Origin of the sequence: Phenylobacterium ferrooxidans (assembly GCF_042714595.1) — a bacterium.
GTDB lineage: Bacteria > Pseudomonadota > Alphaproteobacteria > Caulobacterales > Caulobacteraceae > Phenylobacterium > Phenylobacterium ferrooxidans.
Map to the genome: position 1 here is coordinate 1 of NZ_JAOTJD010000033.1, position 15,823 is coordinate 15,823.

14 protein-coding genes are annotated in these 15,823 nt (G+C 68.7%); 5 read left to right on the plus strand and 9 right to left on the minus strand.

Going from position 1 to position 15,823, the window contains the following annotated elements; all coding sequences use genetic code 11:
• Positions 1-147 precede the first annotated feature (147 nt).
• Positions 148-702, plus strand: a complete 555-nt coding sequence (locus OCL97_RS15905) for a DUF1003 domain-containing protein (RefSeq protein ID WP_377370861.1) — start codon at positions 148-150, stop codon at positions 700-702.
• Between the two features lie 110 nt (positions 703-812).
• Here the strand turns inward: OCL97_RS15905 and OCL97_RS15910 are convergent, their stop codons facing one another.
• Complete coding sequence (locus OCL97_RS15910; protein ID WP_377370862.1) at positions 813-1,751, minus strand: GlxA family transcriptional regulator; 939 nt, start codon at positions 1,749-1,751, stop codon at positions 813-815.
• 84 nt (positions 1,752-1,835) lie between these two features.
• On the opposite strand from OCL97_RS15910, the gene OCL97_RS15915 reads away from it, so the two are divergent.
• Complete coding sequence (locus OCL97_RS15915) at positions 1,836-2,522, plus strand: DJ-1/PfpI family protein (RefSeq protein WP_377370863.1); 687 nt, start codon at positions 1,836-1,838, stop codon at positions 2,520-2,522.
• A 90-nt stretch (positions 2,523-2,612) separates the two neighbouring features.
• On the opposite strand, the gene OCL97_RS15920 is transcribed toward OCL97_RS15915, so the two are convergent.
• The 4 genes from OCL97_RS15920 to nadA all read right to left on the minus strand — a co-directional run bounded on the left by OCL97_RS15920 (position 2,613) and on the right by nadA (position 7,148).
• Positions 2,613-3,596: an NADP-dependent oxidoreductase gene (locus tag OCL97_RS15920; RefSeq protein ID WP_377370864.1), complete on the minus strand. Its 984-nt coding sequence runs from the start codon at positions 3,594-3,596 to the stop codon at positions 2,613-2,615.
• 99 nt (positions 3,597-3,695) lie between these two features.
• On the minus strand, positions 3,696-4,541 hold the full coding sequence (nadC, locus tag OCL97_RS15925) for a carboxylating nicotinate-nucleotide diphosphorylase (protein WP_377370865.1): 846 nt from the start codon (positions 4,539-4,541) through the stop codon (positions 3,696-3,698).
• Positions 4,538-6,064: an L-aspartate oxidase gene (locus OCL97_RS15930; RefSeq protein ID WP_377370866.1), complete on the minus strand. Its 1,527-nt coding sequence runs from the start codon at positions 6,062-6,064 to the stop codon at positions 4,538-4,540. The genes nadC and OCL97_RS15930 overlap by 4 nt, the downstream gene beginning before the upstream one ends.
• 1 nt (position 6,065) lies before the next feature.
• Positions 6,066-7,148 (minus strand): quinolinate synthase NadA, encoded by a 1,083-nt coding sequence (nadA, locus tag OCL97_RS15935; RefSeq protein ID WP_304778484.1) that lies wholly within the window; start codon positions 7,146-7,148, stop codon positions 6,066-6,068.
• A gap of 403 nt (positions 7,149-7,551) precedes the next feature.
• On the opposite strand from nadA, the gene OCL97_RS15940 reads away from it, so the two are divergent.
• Complete coding sequence (locus OCL97_RS15940; RefSeq protein WP_377370867.1) at positions 7,552-8,625, plus strand: cell wall hydrolase; 1,074 nt, start codon at positions 7,552-7,554, stop codon at positions 8,623-8,625.
• Here OCL97_RS15940 and OCL97_RS15945 read toward each other — a convergent pair.
• The 3 genes from OCL97_RS15945 to trxB all read right to left on the minus strand — a co-directional run bounded on the left by OCL97_RS15945 (position 8,622) and on the right by trxB (position 11,608).
• Positions 8,622-9,107 (minus strand): GNAT family N-acetyltransferase, encoded by a 486-nt coding sequence (locus OCL97_RS15945; protein ID WP_377370868.1) that lies wholly within the window; start codon positions 9,105-9,107, stop codon positions 8,622-8,624. The genes OCL97_RS15940 and OCL97_RS15945 overlap by 4 nt on opposite strands.
• 124 nt (positions 9,108-9,231) lie before the next feature.
• Entirely contained in the window at positions 9,232-10,533 is a 1,302-nt protein-coding gene (locus tag OCL97_RS15950) for a UDP-N-acetylglucosamine 1-carboxyvinyltransferase (RefSeq protein ID WP_305338592.1), read from the minus strand.
• A gap of 64 nt (positions 10,534-10,597) precedes the next feature.
• Positions 10,598-11,608, minus strand: coding sequence for a thioredoxin-disulfide reductase (gene trxB / locus OCL97_RS15955; RefSeq protein ID WP_377370869.1), 1,011 nt, complete (start codon positions 11,606-11,608; stop codon positions 10,598-10,600).
• A 197-nt stretch (positions 11,609-11,805) separates the two neighbouring features.
• Here trxB and OCL97_RS15960 point away from each other — a divergent pair, with 197 nt between their 5' ends.
• A complete protein-coding gene (locus OCL97_RS15960; RefSeq protein ID WP_377370870.1) occupies positions 11,806-13,329 on the plus strand; it encodes an MFS transporter in 1,524 nt (507 codons plus the stop codon).
• Between the two features lie 93 nt (positions 13,330-13,422).
• Positions 13,423-14,478, plus strand: a complete 1,056-nt coding sequence (gene pseI / locus OCL97_RS15965) for a pseudaminic acid synthase (protein WP_305338595.1) — start codon at positions 13,423-13,425, stop codon at positions 14,476-14,478.
• Between the two features lie 48 nt (positions 14,479-14,526).
• Here pseI and OCL97_RS15970 read toward each other — a convergent pair whose 3' ends face one another.
• Positions 14,527-15,813 carry an NAD(P)-binding protein gene (locus OCL97_RS15970; RefSeq protein WP_377370871.1) on the minus strand — a complete coding sequence of 429 codons (1,287 nt, stop codon included), beginning with the start codon at positions 15,811-15,813 and terminating at the stop codon, positions 14,527-14,529.
• Positions 15,814-15,823: the final 10 nt, after the last annotated feature.

Consider the following 15,823-nt stretch of genomic DNA (forward strand, 5'->3'; position numbering starts at 1 on the left):
CAAATCCTCTCAGACAGGGGCTTCCTCGCGCCAGCCCCGGCGTGCGCCCGTACCGCGTCAGCGGTTTAGTTCAATCCCGATTCCGTCAAAACGCGGCCCGCTCTAGCCGAAGCTCGCCCTTCGCCCAACGCGACCGAAGGAGCGTTCATGCACGCCGGAGATCACAACGCCGAACTGGCCCAGGCCCTGCTCGGGGTCAGCTACGATCAGCTGACGCCGGTGCAGCGAAGCGTCATCGACCTGATCGCCACCGAGCAGCCGAGCGGGCTGAACCCCAAGCTGACGGGGGACGACCGTACCTACTGGCAGAGGTTGGCCGACACCATCGCCGCGGTTGGCGGATCGTGGACCTTCATCTTCAGTTTCCTGGCGGTGCTCACCGCCTGGGTGACCTGGAACGTCCTGGCCGGGAATCTGACCTTCGATCCCTACCCCTTCATTTTCCTGAACCTGATGATGTCGATGATCGCGGCCCTGCAGGCGCCGGTGATCATGATGAGCCAGAACCGCGCCGCGGCGCGCGACCGCGTGAACGCCGAGCACGACTATGTCGTGAACCTGCGCGCCGAGCTGGAGATCATGCACCTGCACGACAAGCTCGACGCCCTGCGCAGCGAGGACCTGGTCAAGGTGATCAAGGCCCAGACCGAGACCCTGAACCTGCTCAAGCGCGACATGGCCGAACTGAAGGCGAGACGCTAGACCCTTTCCGGATCAGGTTGAAACAACCTGATCGGATAAAAAGGGTCTATCTTCTTGAATCTAGAGCATGTCCGGGCGGCGAACCGGTGTCCACTTGCGCCTGACATGCTCTAGGCCCGCGCCGCACGCCGCAGCGCCTGGGGCGGCTGACCGAAGGCGCGGAGAAAGGCGCGGCGCATCCGCTCGGGATCGCCAAACCCCACGGTTTCGGCCACGCGGTCGATGGGATCGGAGGAGGCCTCCACCCGCTCGCGCGCGGTCTCCACGCGCAGGCGCTCCACGGCCTTGGCCGGCGTCATGCCGGTCTCAGCGGCGAAGGCGCGGGCGAAGTGGCGGGGGCTCATGGCGGCCCGGTCGGCCAGCTGGTCGACGGTGAGCGGCTGGTCCAGATGCTCGCGCATCCAGTCCAGCAGGCCCGCGAACCGGCCACCCAGGCCGCCCATCTCGATCAGGGCCGAGAACTGCGACTGGCCGCCCGGCCGCCGGTGATAGACCACCAGGGTCTGGGCGGTCTTGCGGGCCACGTCCTCCCCCAGGTCCTGCGCGATGAGGGCCAGGGACAGGTCGATCCCCGCCGTGATCCCCGCCGAGGTCCAGATCGCCCCGTCCCGGACGAAGATGCGGTCGGCCTCCACCCGGACCTTAGGATAGCGCTTCTGCAGTTCGGCGCTGCGGGCCCAGTGGGTGGTGGCGCGCTTGCCGTCCAGCAGGCCGGCCTCGGCCAGCAGATAGGCGCCCGAACAGACGCTGGCCGTCCGCCGCGCCTTGGCCCCCACCTGCTGGATATAGGCCTTGGTCGCAGGGGCCTTCGACGCCTGGCTGGCCCCGATGCCGCCCGAGATCACCAGGGTGTCGAGATCCTCGTCCAGCGCCTCGGCGCCCATGCCGGCGGCGGCCGAACTGGCGACCATCCCCGGCTCCGCCGCCATCACCTTCAGGCTGTAGGCGCCCGGCATGTAGCGCCCGGCGATCTCGAAGGCGCCCAGCGGCCCGGCCACGTCCAGCAGCTGGAAGTCCGGGAAGATCAAGAAGCCGATCTTCCGGGTCATGGCTGAATCCGAGGTAAGATTGTCATTTCAGACGGACGCTAGGCCTGCGACCCTGGTGTCGTCAACTTGCAGGGAGCCCCCGCCATGTCCGACCTCGTCATCGTCTTCCCGCTCTATCCGGGCGTCACCCACCTCGATTTCACCGGCCCGCAACAGGTCTTGTGTCGCGTGCCCGGCGCGAAGATCATCGTCGCCTCCATGGGCGGCGCGGACATCGAGGCCGACGGCCTGACCTTCACCAACCTGGCCGACCTCGCTCAGGTCGAAGCCTGCGACCTGATCTGCGTGCCCGGCGGCTTCGGCGCCAGCGCGGCCATGCTGGACGACGCCTTCATGAGCCACATCAAGCGGCTGGCGGGCGGGGCGAAGTACCTCACCAGCGTCTGCACCGGCTCGCTGATCCTGGCGGCCACCGGCCTGCTGAAGGGCAAGCGCGCCACCTGCCACTGGGCCTGGAAGGACCAGCTCAAGCCCTTCGGCGTCATCGTCACCGAGGGCCGCGTCGTGCGCGACGGCAACATCATCACCGGCGGCGGGGTGACGGCGGGCCTGGACTTCGCCTTCACCATGGTGGCCGAACTGGCGGGCGATGCGCTCGCCCAGTCCCTGCAGCTTGGGCTGGAATATTCCCCCGCCCCGCCGTTCAACTCCGGAACCCCGGACACCGCCCCGCCGGAGATCCTGGCGGCGGTGAGAGCCATGATGGCCGGGGCCATGGGCGAGCGCCAGGAGGCGGCCGAGGAAGCCGCCCGCCGGCTGGAAGCCGTCTAAGGGTTGGGTCGCGCTGACGTCCACCTCCCGGCCAGGCCGGGGAGTGGACGGCGTGCAACGCCGGAAGGTGGGCCTGGCGCCGAGGGACGCCTAGTCGGCGATGTGGATCAGCATCTTGCCGTTGTTCAGGCCGTCGAACAGACCGATCAGACCTTCCGGCGCACGCTCGAAGCCGTCCAGGATGGTCTCCTGGTACTTGATCTGACCCGACTTCAGCCAACCGGTCATGTCGGCCAGGAAGTCGGCGTTCATGTGCGGGAAGTCGCCGGCGACGAAGCCCTCCATGCGGATGCGGCCATAGATCAGGGAGAACAGGTTCTTCACCCCTTCGCCGTCGCCGTTATAGGTGGAGATCATGCCGCAGACTGGGATGCGGCCACGCACGTTCATGCGGGGCAGGGCGGCGTCCAGGTGCGCGCCGCCGACATTCTCGAAATAGACGTCGATGCCCTTGGGCGTGGCCGCCTTCAGGGCCTCGGCCAGGTTCTCTTTCTTGTAGTTGATCACCGCGTCGATCCCGACCTCGTCGCGCAGCCAGGCGGCCTTCTCGTCGGTCCCGGTGGAGCCCACCACGTAGCAGCCCTTGATCTTGGCGATCTGGGCCACGACCGAGCCCACGGCCCCGCCGGCGGTGGAGACGAAGACCTGCTCGCCATCCTTCAGCGCGCCGGTGCCCAGCAGGCCGCCATAGGCGGTGATGCCTGTGCCGCCGAGCGCGTGCATGTAGACGCTGAGCGGCAGTTCCGGATCGCGGTTCAGCACCGAGACGCCGCGGCCGTCAGAGACGAAGGTCTCGCGGAAGCCGGCGCCGTGGCGGACCAGGTCACCTTCCTTGAACTTGGGGTTCTTCGACTGGGTCACCCGGCCGATGCCGCCGCCCAGCAGGGGCGCGTCCAGGGCCTGATCGGCGTCGAGGCGCGGCCGCATGTAGGGATCCACCGACATCAGCAGGGCCGTCACCTGGATCTCGCCGTCGGCGGCGTCGGCGACGGGGGCCTCCACCAGGGCGAAGTCCTCAAGCACCGGCTTGCCGTTGGGGCGGCGGACGAGGTGGATCTGGCGGGCGGTGGTCATGGGAAACTTCCTGGCGAGACTGGAATGAATTCAAACAATCGTTTGGAGGTAGTCCCGCAAGCCGCCGCGGTCACGCCAGAAAAACTCAAGCCGCAGAGATCAGACGGCGTCGAGGCCGATGTCGAGCACGGGCGCCGAGTGGGTCAGGGCGCCGACGCTGATCACCTGGACGCCGCTTTCGGCGATGGCGCGCACGGTCTGCAGGTTCACACCGCCCGAGGCCTCCAGCACCACCTTGTCGCCGGCCATCGCCACGGCTTTCTTCAGGTCATCGGGGCTGAAGTTGTCCAGCATGATGACGTCGGCGCCGTGCGGCAGGGCCTGCGCCAACTGCTCCAGGCTGTCGACCTCCAGCTCCACCTTGGTGAGGTGGCCGGCGAAGGCCCGCGCGCGCTTGAGCGCATTGGCGACCCCGCCGCAGGCCGCGACATGGTTGTCCTTGATCAGGATGGCGTCATCCAGCCCGAAGCGGTGGTTGACCCCGCCGCCGCAGCGCACCGCGTATTTCTCCAGGTGGCGCAGGCCCGGCGTGGTCTTGCGGGTGTCGACGATGCGGGCGGCGGTGCCCTGGGTCTGGTCGACATAGGCCCGCGTCAGGGTGGCGACCCCGGACAGGCGGCCCATCAGGTTCAAGGCCGTGCGTTCGGCCGACAGGATGGCCCGCGCATTGCCGGTGACCTTGGCCAGGACGGCTCCGGCCTCGACGCTGGCGCCGTCCTCCACCACGGCCTCGAAGCTGGCCTTGGGGTCGAGGGCCAGGATCGCCAGGCGCGCGCAGGCCAGGCCCGCCACCACGCCGCTCTGCCGGGTGGCGAAGACCACGCTCATCTGGGCGTCGGCGTCGATGCAGGCCTGGGCCGTGATGTCCCCCGCCCGGCCGAGGTCTTCGGCAAGCGCGGCGCGGACGGTGGCTTCGATCAGCAGGTCGGGGAGGGGTTGGATCATTCGGCCGCTAAACTGAGAGGGTCATCCGACCTGAGGTCGGCGAAGGTGACGAAGGTCCGCTTGGGGGGCAGGGGCTCGGGGAAGTCGGAGCGGTAATGGCCGCCCCGGCTTTCCTTGCGGTCCAGGGCGCACTGGGCTGTCAGGCGGGCGGCCACCAGGGGGCCGGCGCGGCCGTGGGCGGCCTCGAAGCGATCGATCTCGGAAAGCAGGTTGGTGAGGCCGGCGCCGTCGCGGACCACGCCGGCGTCGCGGCTCATGCCGATGCGCAGGGCGGCCAGGGCCTCGGCCGGCAGGTCCGGGGTCAGGATGCGGCGCAGGGGACCGGAGGGGGCCTCGCGTTGCTCGCGGGCCGCCTTGCCAGCGCGGGTCCCGAAGACGGCGGCCTCAAGCAGGGAGTTGGACGCCAGGCGATTGGCGCCGTGTACGCCGGTCGACGCGCACTCACCGGCCGCGAACAGCCCCTCCAGGGAGGTCTGGCCGTTGGCGTCGGTGACGATGCCGCCCATGTGGTAGTGGCAGGCCGGCGCCACCGGGATCGGCTGCACGCGCGGATCGACGCCGCCCGACAGGCAGGCGGCGTAGACGGCGGGAAACTCCTCGGGGAAGTGATCGCCGACGGCGGCGCGAGCGTCCAGGAAGGCGCCTCGGCCGGCGGCCAGCTCGGCATGGATGGCGCGGGCCACCACGTCACGGGGCGCCAGCTCGGCGTCCGGGTGGTAGGCGGCCATGAAGAACTCGCCCGCCGCATTGATCAGCCGGGCCCCCTCGCCGCGCAGGGCCTCGGTGGCCAGGGGGGCGGGATCACGGCCGATGTCGATGGCGGTGGGATGGAACTGCACGAACTCGGGATCGGCGATGGTGGCGCCGGCCAGGGCCGCCAGGGCCAGGCCCTCGCCCTGTAGTTCGGCCGGGGTGGTGGTGACTGCGTAGAGGCCGCCGATGCCGCCGGTGGCGAACAGGGTGGCCGGCGCGGTGATCTCGATCAGGCGACCGGCTTGTTCCGCCACCACGCCCCGCACCCGGCCGCTCAGGTCGTGCAATACGCCGCGCAGGCGCATGCCGGCCCGGACCTCGATGTGCCGTGAAGAAAGAGCCGTCTGGACGACCGCCTCCATGATCGCGCGGCCGGCCTGGTCGCCCTTCACCCGGGCCACGCGGCTGCGGGAATGGGCGGCCTCCAGGCTGGTGGCGAAGTCGCCCGCGGCGTTGCGGTCGAAGGGGGCCCCCAGCGCCGCCAGGTGGCGCACGGCGGCCGGGCCTTCCTTGGCCAGCAGATGGGCCATGGCCGAATCCACCAGGCCCGCCCCCGCCGCGATGGTGTCGGCGGCGTGCAGGGCCGGCGCGTCGTCGGCCGACAGGGCCGCGGCCATGCCGCCCTGCGCCCAGGCTGACGAGCAGCCCTGGTTCAGGGGCGCGCCGGTGAGCAGCAGGACGCTGCGCGGCGCGGCGGCAAGGGCCGCGCTCAGGCCAGCCAGGCCCGCGCCGACGATCAGGACGCCGTCATGGTGGATGCGGTCGACCACCTCAGATCAGCTCCACGTCCACGTGGTGGCGGGCCTTCACCAGGTCGTAGCGGGCCGGGACCAGGGGCGGCGGCAGGTCGATCATCCGTTGCACGGCCACGCGAGCGCGGGCGGCGATGGCCGGATCGACAGTCACCTCGTAGCGGTTGTGGACCAGGCTCTCGTAGATGTTCTCGAGCGTGATCCGCTTCATGTGCGGGCACAGGTTGCAGGGGCGCACGAACTCGGTGTCGATGGCGTCGACGGCGACGTTGTCGGCCATGGAGCATTCGGTGATCAGCACCACCTGCTTGGGCTTCCGCGTCAGGACGTAGTCGTTCATGGCTGCGGTCGAGCCGGCGAAGTCCGACACTTCCAGCACCTCGGCCGGGCATTCCGGGTGGGCCAGGATCTGGGCGTTCGGATAGGCGGCCTTCAGCTCCAGGATGTCGGCGGCGGTGAAGCGTTCGTGCACCTCGCAGCGGCCCTGCCAGGCGATGATCTTGATGTCGGTCTGACGCGCCACATTGCGGGCCAGGAACTCGTCGGGGATCAGGATCACCCGGTCGACGCCCCACTCGCGCGCCACATGCTCCACCACCTGGACGGCGTTGGCGCTGGTGCAGCAGACGTCGGTCTCGGCCTTCACGTCGGCGGTGGTGTTGACGTAGGTGACCACCGGCAGGCCGGGATAGCGCTGCTTGATCAGGCGCACGTCGGCGCCGGTGATCGAGGAGGCCAGGCTGCAGCCGGCGCGCAGGTCCGGGATCAGCACCGTCTTCTCGGGCGACAGGATCTTGGAGGTCTCGGCCATGAAGTGCACGCCGGCCTGGACGATGATCTTGGCGTCCGACTTGGCGGCTTCCTTGGCGAGGCCCAGGCTGTCGCCGACATAGTCGCCGACCCCGTGGAAGATGTCGGGCGTCATGTAGTTGTGGGCCAGGATGACCGCGTTCTTCTCGCGCTTCAGGCGGTTGATCTCGGCGATCAGCGGGGCCTGTAGGCGCCATTCCATGGGCGTGATGTGGCCCTTCACCTTTTCCCAAAGCGGCTGGGTGGCCTTGTCGACCTCAGGCGTGAACGCGAATTGGAACCCGTCGGCCATCTGGCCCTCCTTATGCTCACATTGAGCATTTCTTCCGCCTCAAAAACGCCGGGGAACACTCTCGGCACCCTCGGCGTGATGGATATGCTCAATTGGAGCAAAACCCAGTATCAGACATATAGACCCGTGTTCGCGCTCCGGCAAGGGGATCTTCAGCGGACGGCGCGAGGATCGCCTGACCTGTCCGAGGCGCGCGTCGCGCCTGGACGGCTGGCCGGGGCGCGCGGCGGGGGATAATGGCTCCTGTGCCCGGCCACGGTTCACCGTCGAACCTTCGCCCTCTTCCTTGCTACACTGGCTGACCCGGAAACGATCGAAAGACCCGACGCTGAGCCTCCGCCTTCCTCCCTGTCACCGCGCCGGCCTGGCCCTGGCCGCGCTCGCGGTCCTGCTGGCCGGGTGCGTGACCTACTACGTGCCGCGCGGCGCGGGGCGGCTGCAGGGCGTGGCGAGCGTCAGCGAGACCCTGTCCGACAAGGGCCTGGCGCGGCTGACCGCTGACATGGACCCGGCCATGCTGGCCCTGGCCCGCCGACACGATCCCCACCATGGCGCCGATCTCTGGGGCCGGCCGGAGGGCTGGTCCAGCCTGGACATCCGCACCCCACCCGACCTCGGCTTCGGCACGGCGGTGGACGCCCTGGCCGAGGACATCAACGCGCTGCGGCCCTTCTCCCACCTGCCGATCCGGCCCATGAAGCCCTTCAAGCTCGACGTCGCCACCCAGGACGGCGACCGCGCCCTGCTGTGCCTGGCCCAGGCCGTCTATTACGAATCCGCCCGCGAGCCACAGCTCGGGCAGGAGGCCGTGGCCCAGGTGGTGCTGAACCGCCTGCGCCATCCGGCCTATCCGAAGTCGGTCTGTGGCGTGGTCTATCAAGGCTCGGCCCGGACCACCGGGTGCCAGTTCACCTTCACCTGCGATGGGGCGTTGCAATACGCTCCGGAGGTCGGCCGCTGGCGGCAGGCCCAGGACGTGGCCCGCCGCGCTCTCAACGGTTTCGTCGCCAAGGGCGTGGGTTCGGCGACCCACTACCATGCCCAGTATGTCGCCCCCTACTGGGCGCCCACCCTGGTGAAGATGAAGCAGATCGGGGCGCATATCTTCTACCGCTGGACCGGTCCCTGGGGCGAGCCGCCGGCCTTCACCGGCCGCTATGCCGGGGGCGAGTCCAACCTGTCGGCGGCCATCCTCGGCAGCCTCGACCAGCGCACCCAGGGTCTGCTCGACCCCGAGAGTCAGGGCGTCCCGGCCGGCCGCAAGATCACGCTTTCGGTGGGGGGCGAGGTGCGCACCTACAACGTCGTCGATCCCCTGGCGGCAGGCGGCGAACGCACCCGGGTCCTGGGGACCATCTTCGCCCCGCGCCGCAAGCCGACGCCTGAGGAGATCAAGAAGATCAACGAGTCCCTGGCGGCCATGGAAGCCCCCGTGGCCACCCCCGCCGCGCCGCTCGGGGCCCCCGCGCCGGACTAGTTTCCGAAGGCGTCGGGGTAGGCCACCAGCACCGGCTCGGCCAGCGCGCCGTCCTCGATCTCCAGGGCCATGAAGGCCGGGCTGCCGGAGTAGGGGGCCTTCACCTTGGCCGCCGCCTCCGGGGTGAAGCCGAACTTCGGGTAATATGTCGGGTGGCCGAGCACGATGACCGCGTGGGTCCCGAACTCGCGGGCGGTGTCGAGGGAGGCTTTCACCAGCCGCGAGCCGACCCCGGACCTCTGCAGGTCAGGGCGGACGGCCATGGGCGCCAGGGCCGCGTACATGTTGACGCTGTCGGCCCACAGCCGGCTGTAGAAGATGTGGCCCACCACGACGCCGTCCTCGTCGGCCACCAGCTCGAAGACCTTGTCGCCATCGGCGCGCAGGCGCTCCACCAGGTCAGCCTCGTCGGGCTTGCCAAAGGCGGCGATGTTGACTTCGCGGATGGCGGCGTGGTCGGCGGGCTTGGCGTGTCGGATCATGCCGCCAGTCTACGCCCCTGCGACTTCAAGGGAAGGCATAGCCCCCCATCGGAGGAGGTTGGCGCGCTCGTGTCTCTTCCTCCCCCGTAAACGGGGGAGGAAGAGAGCGGCGCTCATTGGAAGGTCAGTCCCCCGCCACCCACGACACGTCGGCCCCCAGCGCATTCAGGTTCTCGACGAACTTGGGATGGGCGCGCTGGATGGGGGTGGCGTTGAGGATGGTGCTTTCGCCCTCGATGCTGGCGGCCAGCATGAACAGCGCGATGGCCACGCGGATGATGTAGGGGCTCTCAACCTGCGCCGGCACCAGCGGCTTGCCGCCGAAGGTGATCAGGCGATGGGGGTCGCACAGCAGGGAGTGGGCGCCGAACTTGCCCAGTTCCGAGGACCAGCCCAGCGCGCCCTCATAGACCTTGTTCCAGAACATGCACTGGCCTTCGGAGCGCACGCCGAGCGCCACGAAGATCGGCAGCAGGTCAGCCGGCACATAGGGCCAGGGCGCGGCCTCCACCTTCTGCAGGATGTTAGCGGTGAAGGGCTGGCGCACCCGCATGCCGCCACCGTCGACCTTGGCGCGGCTCCAGCCGTCCTTGTGGGTGATCTCGACGCCGAACTTGGCGAAGGTGCGGTCCAGCAGGGGGAACTGGTCCACCGAGCCGTTCTTCACCGCGATATCGCCGCCGGTCATGGCGCCCATGGCCAGGAAGGTGGCCACCTCGTGGAAGTCGTCGGCGAAGGTGAACTCCGTGCCGGAAAGGCTCGCGACCCCCTCGACGGCGATCCGCGAACCGCCGACCCCCTCGAGCCGGGCGCCCATCCTCTCGAGGAATCCGCAGAACTCCTGAACGTGCGGCTCGCAGGCGGCGTTGGTCAGCTGCGACCGTCCCTTGGCGGTGGCGGCGCAGAGGATGAAGTTCTCGGTGGTGGTGACCGAGGCGTAGTCCAGCCAGTGGTCGGTGGTGGCGAACCCCTTGGGGGTCTTGATGTAGATGGCCTCGGGCTTGCGGTCGATCTGGGCGCCGAAGCTCTCGAAGACCTCGATGTGCGGGTCGATCTCGCGGACCCCCAGCGTGCAGCCGGTGACGTCCTCCTCGATACTGGCCCCGCCGAACCGGTAGAGCAGGGCGGGGATCAGCATCAGGGTCGAGCGCATGCCCAGCGGCAGGTGCGCGGCCTTCGGGTCCAGGCCCTCGCCATGGCGCAGTTTCAGGGTGCCGGTGGCGTAGTCCATGTCCACGGAGGAGCCCAGGTTTCCGAAGAAATCCAGGATCTTGCGGACGTCTGTTATGTCCGGGACGCGGTGCAGGACGATCGGCTGATCGGTCAGCAGGGTGGCGCACAGGATCGGCAGCACGGCGTTCTTGTTAGCCGAGGGCGTGATGGTTCCGCGCAGGGCGCGTCCGCCTCTCACGATCAGGTTGGTCATGGCCGGCGGCCTCGTATTTTCGGGCGGAAGTGTTGGGTCGGACTAGATCAGGCCGGGTCGAAAGTCACCAGACGCCGATGCGTTCGGCCTCGTGGTGGCTGAGGGGATGGTTGTCCCGGATATGGTCTTCCTCGGCCAGGAGGCGCACGGCCTCCAGGGCGGCCATGCAGCCCATGCCGGCGGCGGTGACCGCCTGGCGATAGACATCGTCGGTGACGTCGCCGGCGGCGTAGACCCCCTTGATGGCGGTGGCGGCCGAGCCGGGCGTGACCTTCAGATAGCCGGCGGCGTCCATCTCCAGCTGCGCCTTGAACAGCTCCGAGGCCGGCGCGTGGCCGATGGCGACGAACACCCCGTCGCAGGCGACCTCACGGGTCTCGCCGGTCTTGACGTGCGTCAGCCGCACGCCGGTCACCCCCATGGGGTCGCTGTCGCCGGTCACCTCGACGACCGAGCTGTCCCAGATCACCTCGATCTTGGGGTTGGCGAACAGGCGCTCCTGCAGGATCTTCTCGGCGCGGAACTCGTCCTTGCGGTGAACGACGGTGACCTTGGCGGCGAAGTTGGTGAGGAACAGGGCCTCCTCCACCGCGGTGTTGCCGCCGCCCACCACCACCACGTCCTTGCCACGATAGAAGAAGCCGTCGCAGGTGGCGCAGGCCGAGACGCCGAACCCCTGGAATTTCTGCTCGCTCTCCAGGCCCAGCCACTTGGCCTGGGCGCCGGTGGCGATGATCAGGGTCTCGGCCAGCCAGACCTCGCCGGAGTCGGTGGTCAGGCGGAACGGACGCTGCGACAGGTCGGCGGTCAACACGATGTCGTTGATGATCTCGGTGCCCACGTGCTCGGCCTGGGCCTGCATCTGCTCCATCAGCCAGGGGCCCTGGATGACGTCGGCGAAGCCCGGATAGTTCTCCACCTCGGTGGTGATGGTCAGCTGGCCGCCGGGCTGGATGCCCTGGATCAGCACGGGCTTGAGCAGGGCGCGGGCGGCGTAGATCGCGGCGGTGTAGCCGGCCGGGCCGGAACCGACGATCAGGCAGCGGGTGGTGCGGGGGGCTTTGGTCTCGGACATGTGGCCTATGTAGGTGAGATTCCGCGCCAGCGCACCCTGGCGAGGGCGATCTAGCTTTCGCAGAAACATCCCCGCAACATGACGCAACGACATGTTGCTGAAAACGCCAGGGCCGCGAACGTCCTGGCCCCAAGAATTGACTTGGTTTGATCGCCGCACTCTGGCGCAATCTGGCCAAGCATAAGGAGGAACGCCTAGTGACCGACGTCGCAGCCCAACGGCCGGCCCTGACCCTACCCATCAAGCTGGCCTATGGCTTCGGGACCGTCGCATTTGGGGTGAAGACCCAGCTCATGGGTCTGTTGCTGCTCTATTACAATCAGATCGTCGGCCTGCCGCCGCACTGGGTCAGTATCGGCCTGGCGGTGACCATCTTCTTCGATGCGCTCTGGGACCCCTTCGTCGGACAGATTTCCGACAACTGGCGCTCCCGCCTGGGTCGCCGCCACCCCTTCATGTATTTCGCCGCCCTGCCGTCGGCCATCACCCTGGTGGCCCTGTTCAACCCGCCCCAGGGCTGGTCCGACGGCGCCATCACCGCCTACATGATCGTCATGGTCATCGCCGCCAAGGCGACCATCAGCCTCTATGAGGTGCCGGCCACGGCCCTGACGCCCGAGCTGGCGCCGGCCTACCACGACCGCACTCAACTGCTGACCTTCCGCTACTTCTTCGCCATCTTCGCCAGCAGCGCGGCGGCGGTCATGGGCTGGGTGGTGTTCCTCAAGGACACGGTGGGTCCGAACGGCGAGAAGATCCGCGGGCAGCTCAATCCGGACGGCTACGGCCCCTACGCCCTGGTGGTCGGCGGCCTGATGATCTTCTCGATCCTGGTGGCCTGCCTGGCGACCCAGAGGTTCATCCCCTTCCTGCACAAGCCGGCGGCCCGCAGCATCAGTGTCCTCGACGTGGTCAAGGAAATGCTGGTGACCATGTCCAATCGTAACTTCCTGGTGGTGTCTCTCTCGGCCCTCTTCGTGGGGGTCGGGGCGGGGCTCAGCAACGGGCTGAACATCTATTTCCAGACCTACTTCTGGGGCATGGGCTCGGCCAATCTGGCCTTCATCGTGGCCGGGACCATGCTGGGCAGCCTGCTGGCCCTGATCCTCGCGCCCCTGGTCTCGCGCATCTACGGCAAGAAGCGGGCCTGCGCGATCCTGATGGGGCTGGCTCTGGTGACGTCTCTGACGCCCATCTCCCTGCGCCTCTTGGGGATCATCCCGCAGGACATGAACGGCACCGGCAGCCTGACCGGCATCCTGTTGCTGGACCGCACCCTCTACGGCGCCTTCGCCACGGCCGCGGCCATCCTCACCGCCTCGATGATCGCCGATGTGGTGGAGGAGTCTCAGCTCGCCACCGGCCGCCGCTCGGAGGGCCTGCTGCTCTCGGCCGACAACGTCCTGCAGAAGGTCGCCGGCTCGGTGGCCAGCATCATCCCGGGCTTCCTCCTGCTGTGGGTGGGCATGCCCGAGAAGGCCAAGCCGGAGAGCCTGGACCCGTCCGTCATGACCAACCTGGCCCTGCTGTACCTGCCGGCCACGGCGCTGTTCGCCCTGATGGCCATCAGCGCCATCATGTTCTACCGCCTCGACCGCGCCGGCCACGAAGCCAATCTCGCCAAGCTGGCCGACGTCGCGGCCCTCGGTGCGGTGGTGGTGGAGACCGAGGGCGGTGTCGACGGGTCCGACCTGGCGGTCCCGGGCGCCAAGCCAGTCTAGGAGGGCGGCGCCCGACGGCTGACCCCGGCGTTCGCTTAACGCCTGCTTCAGCGCGTCGGGCTAGGGTTGGGTGTTCATCCTGCTTGGTCGCCCATGCCTGACGCCCCCCACATCGAGATCGCCGGCCGTCGGATCGGGGCGGACCACGAGCCCTACGTGATCTGCGAGCTGTCGGGAAACCACAACGGCAGCCTGGACCGGGCGCTGTCCATGATCGACGCGGCGGCCGACACTGGCTGCGACGCCATCAAGATCCAGACCTATACCGCCGACACCATCACGATGGATGTCGACCGGCCGGAGTTCAAAATCCATGGCGGCCTGTGGGACGGGCGCAGCCTGCATGAGCTCTACCAGGAGGCCCAGACCCCCTATGAGTGGCACGCCGCCCTGTTCGAGCGGGCCGCCCGGCGCGGGGTGACCCTGTTCTCCAGCCCCTTCGACGAGAGCGCGGTGGACCTGCTGGACGGCCTGGGAGCCCCGGCCTTCAAGATCGCCTCCTTCGAGGCCGTGGACCTGCCGCTGATCGCCTATGCGGCGGCCAGGGGCAAACCGCTGATCATCTCCACCGGCATGGCCAACCTGGCCGAGATGACCGCCGCCCGCGACACCGCCCTGGCCGCCGGCGCGCCCGGCGTGGTGATGCTCCACTGCGTCTCCAGCTACCCGGCCGCGCTCAAGGACGCCAATGTCCGTACCGTGGCCGACATGGCCAGCCGCTTCGACAGCCCCATCGGCCTCTCCGACCACACCCACGGCACGGCGGCCTCGGTGGCCGCCATCGCGCTCGGCGCCTGCGTCATCGAGAAGCATTTCACCCTGGCCCGCGCCGACGGCGGGCCGGACGCCGCCTTCAGCCTGGAGCCCGCGGAATTCACGGCCCTGGTGCGCGACTGCAAGGACGCCTGGACGGCGCTGGGCCGCGCCCACTACGACCTGCTGGGGTCGGAAAAGGCCAACCGTCAGTTCCGCCGCTCGCTCTACATCAGCGCCGACGTCAAGGCCGGCGAGGTCCTGACGCGGGCCAATGTCCGCTCGATCCGGCCCGGAAATGGCCTGCCACCGGCCGAGCTGGCCAAGGTCCTGGGCAAACCCGCGGCGCGGAATCTCAGCCGTGGCGAACCCCTGGCCTGGGACATGCTGGATTAGATATATCTAAATGGCGGGGCAAGCAACGACTGCAGGCGGCGCCCAAACCTAGGCGGCGATGGCCTCGGAGGCCTCGATGTTCAGGGCCTGGGCCAGCGACTTGGAGATCTCCGACAGCGAGGCGGTCTGGGTCTGGGCTTCCCAGGCGCCGGCGATGAAGTTGGCGCCCTGGTGCTTGGCCAAGGCGGTGTGCAGGCCCGACAGCTTGCGGGCGGCGTCCAGGGAGTGCTGGGCCCAGCGGGGTTCGACCTGGATCGAGACGGTCTCGTCCAGGTGCAGCGAAGCGCCGCCGAAGCCGCCCATCAGCCTGTGAACCTCTCGGCGCAACTCGCTGTCGGAGACCTCCGACACGCATTCCGCCGAGAGCAGGGCCTGGCCCCGGCACTCATAGAGGTGCACCCGGAACACCGATCCCTCGGCGGTGAAGTTGCGGACATGGAAGGGCAGGGGGCCGGCGTAGCGGGCCTTGAAGATGTAGCTGGTCAGGCTCTTGGCGAGGCGCTTGGGAGGCTCCAGGTCGAGCGGGGCGAACAGCGGCGACGGATCGGCCGCCCAGACCAAGATGTCACCGGCCTCGCGGGCCGCGAAGGCCTGCTGCGGCGACAGGAAAGAGGCGGTCTGGATGGTCACGCCCAACCGTTCCAGGGCGCTCTGGCAGCGCATGAAGAAGGTCTGGAAACCGCCGGCGGGCAGGCTCGCCGTCTGGTTCTGCAATCGGCCCCACAGGGCGCGGGGAATGCCGTAGAGGCCGTCATAGACCGGGTCGGACTTCTTGGCCCGGGCCAGGTCGCAGGTCTCGATATCGGTCGCATAAACCCGTTTTACGCCCAGAGGGATGGCCGCCCCGGCGTCGACTTCGTCCAGCCAGGCGCCCAGGACCCACTGGCAATAGCGGGTCAGAGGGCCTGAAATATCATGGGGATAGGCGCGGATCCTGTCGGCCAGACTGTCGCCGGTCACCGGGGTGAGATCCAGCGTGCGGGTGCGCAGGGCCGGGCCTTCGAAGTCGTGGGTGAAGGCCAGGTCGCCGCCCGGCGCGGGGCTGACCGAGCCGAAGCGGTTCTCGAAGTCCTCGAAGACCAGGCCGTTGGCCTCCAGCAGGGTGCGGGTCGGATCGCCCTGCGGTCCGAAGTGGCGGCGGTCGGCGCGCAGCTCCAGGCCATGGTCGCGGCGCGGCCAGGCGGTCCCGCCCAGCTGATCGAACCGCTCATGGAGTTCGATGTCGCGGCAACCGAGGCGATGGGCCTCGAAGGCGGCTAGAATTCCCGTGAGCCCGCCGCCGATGATGCGGACCGTCGGGGCCTTTGAGCCCCGGATAACACCAAGCTGTCGCATGCCGACTGTC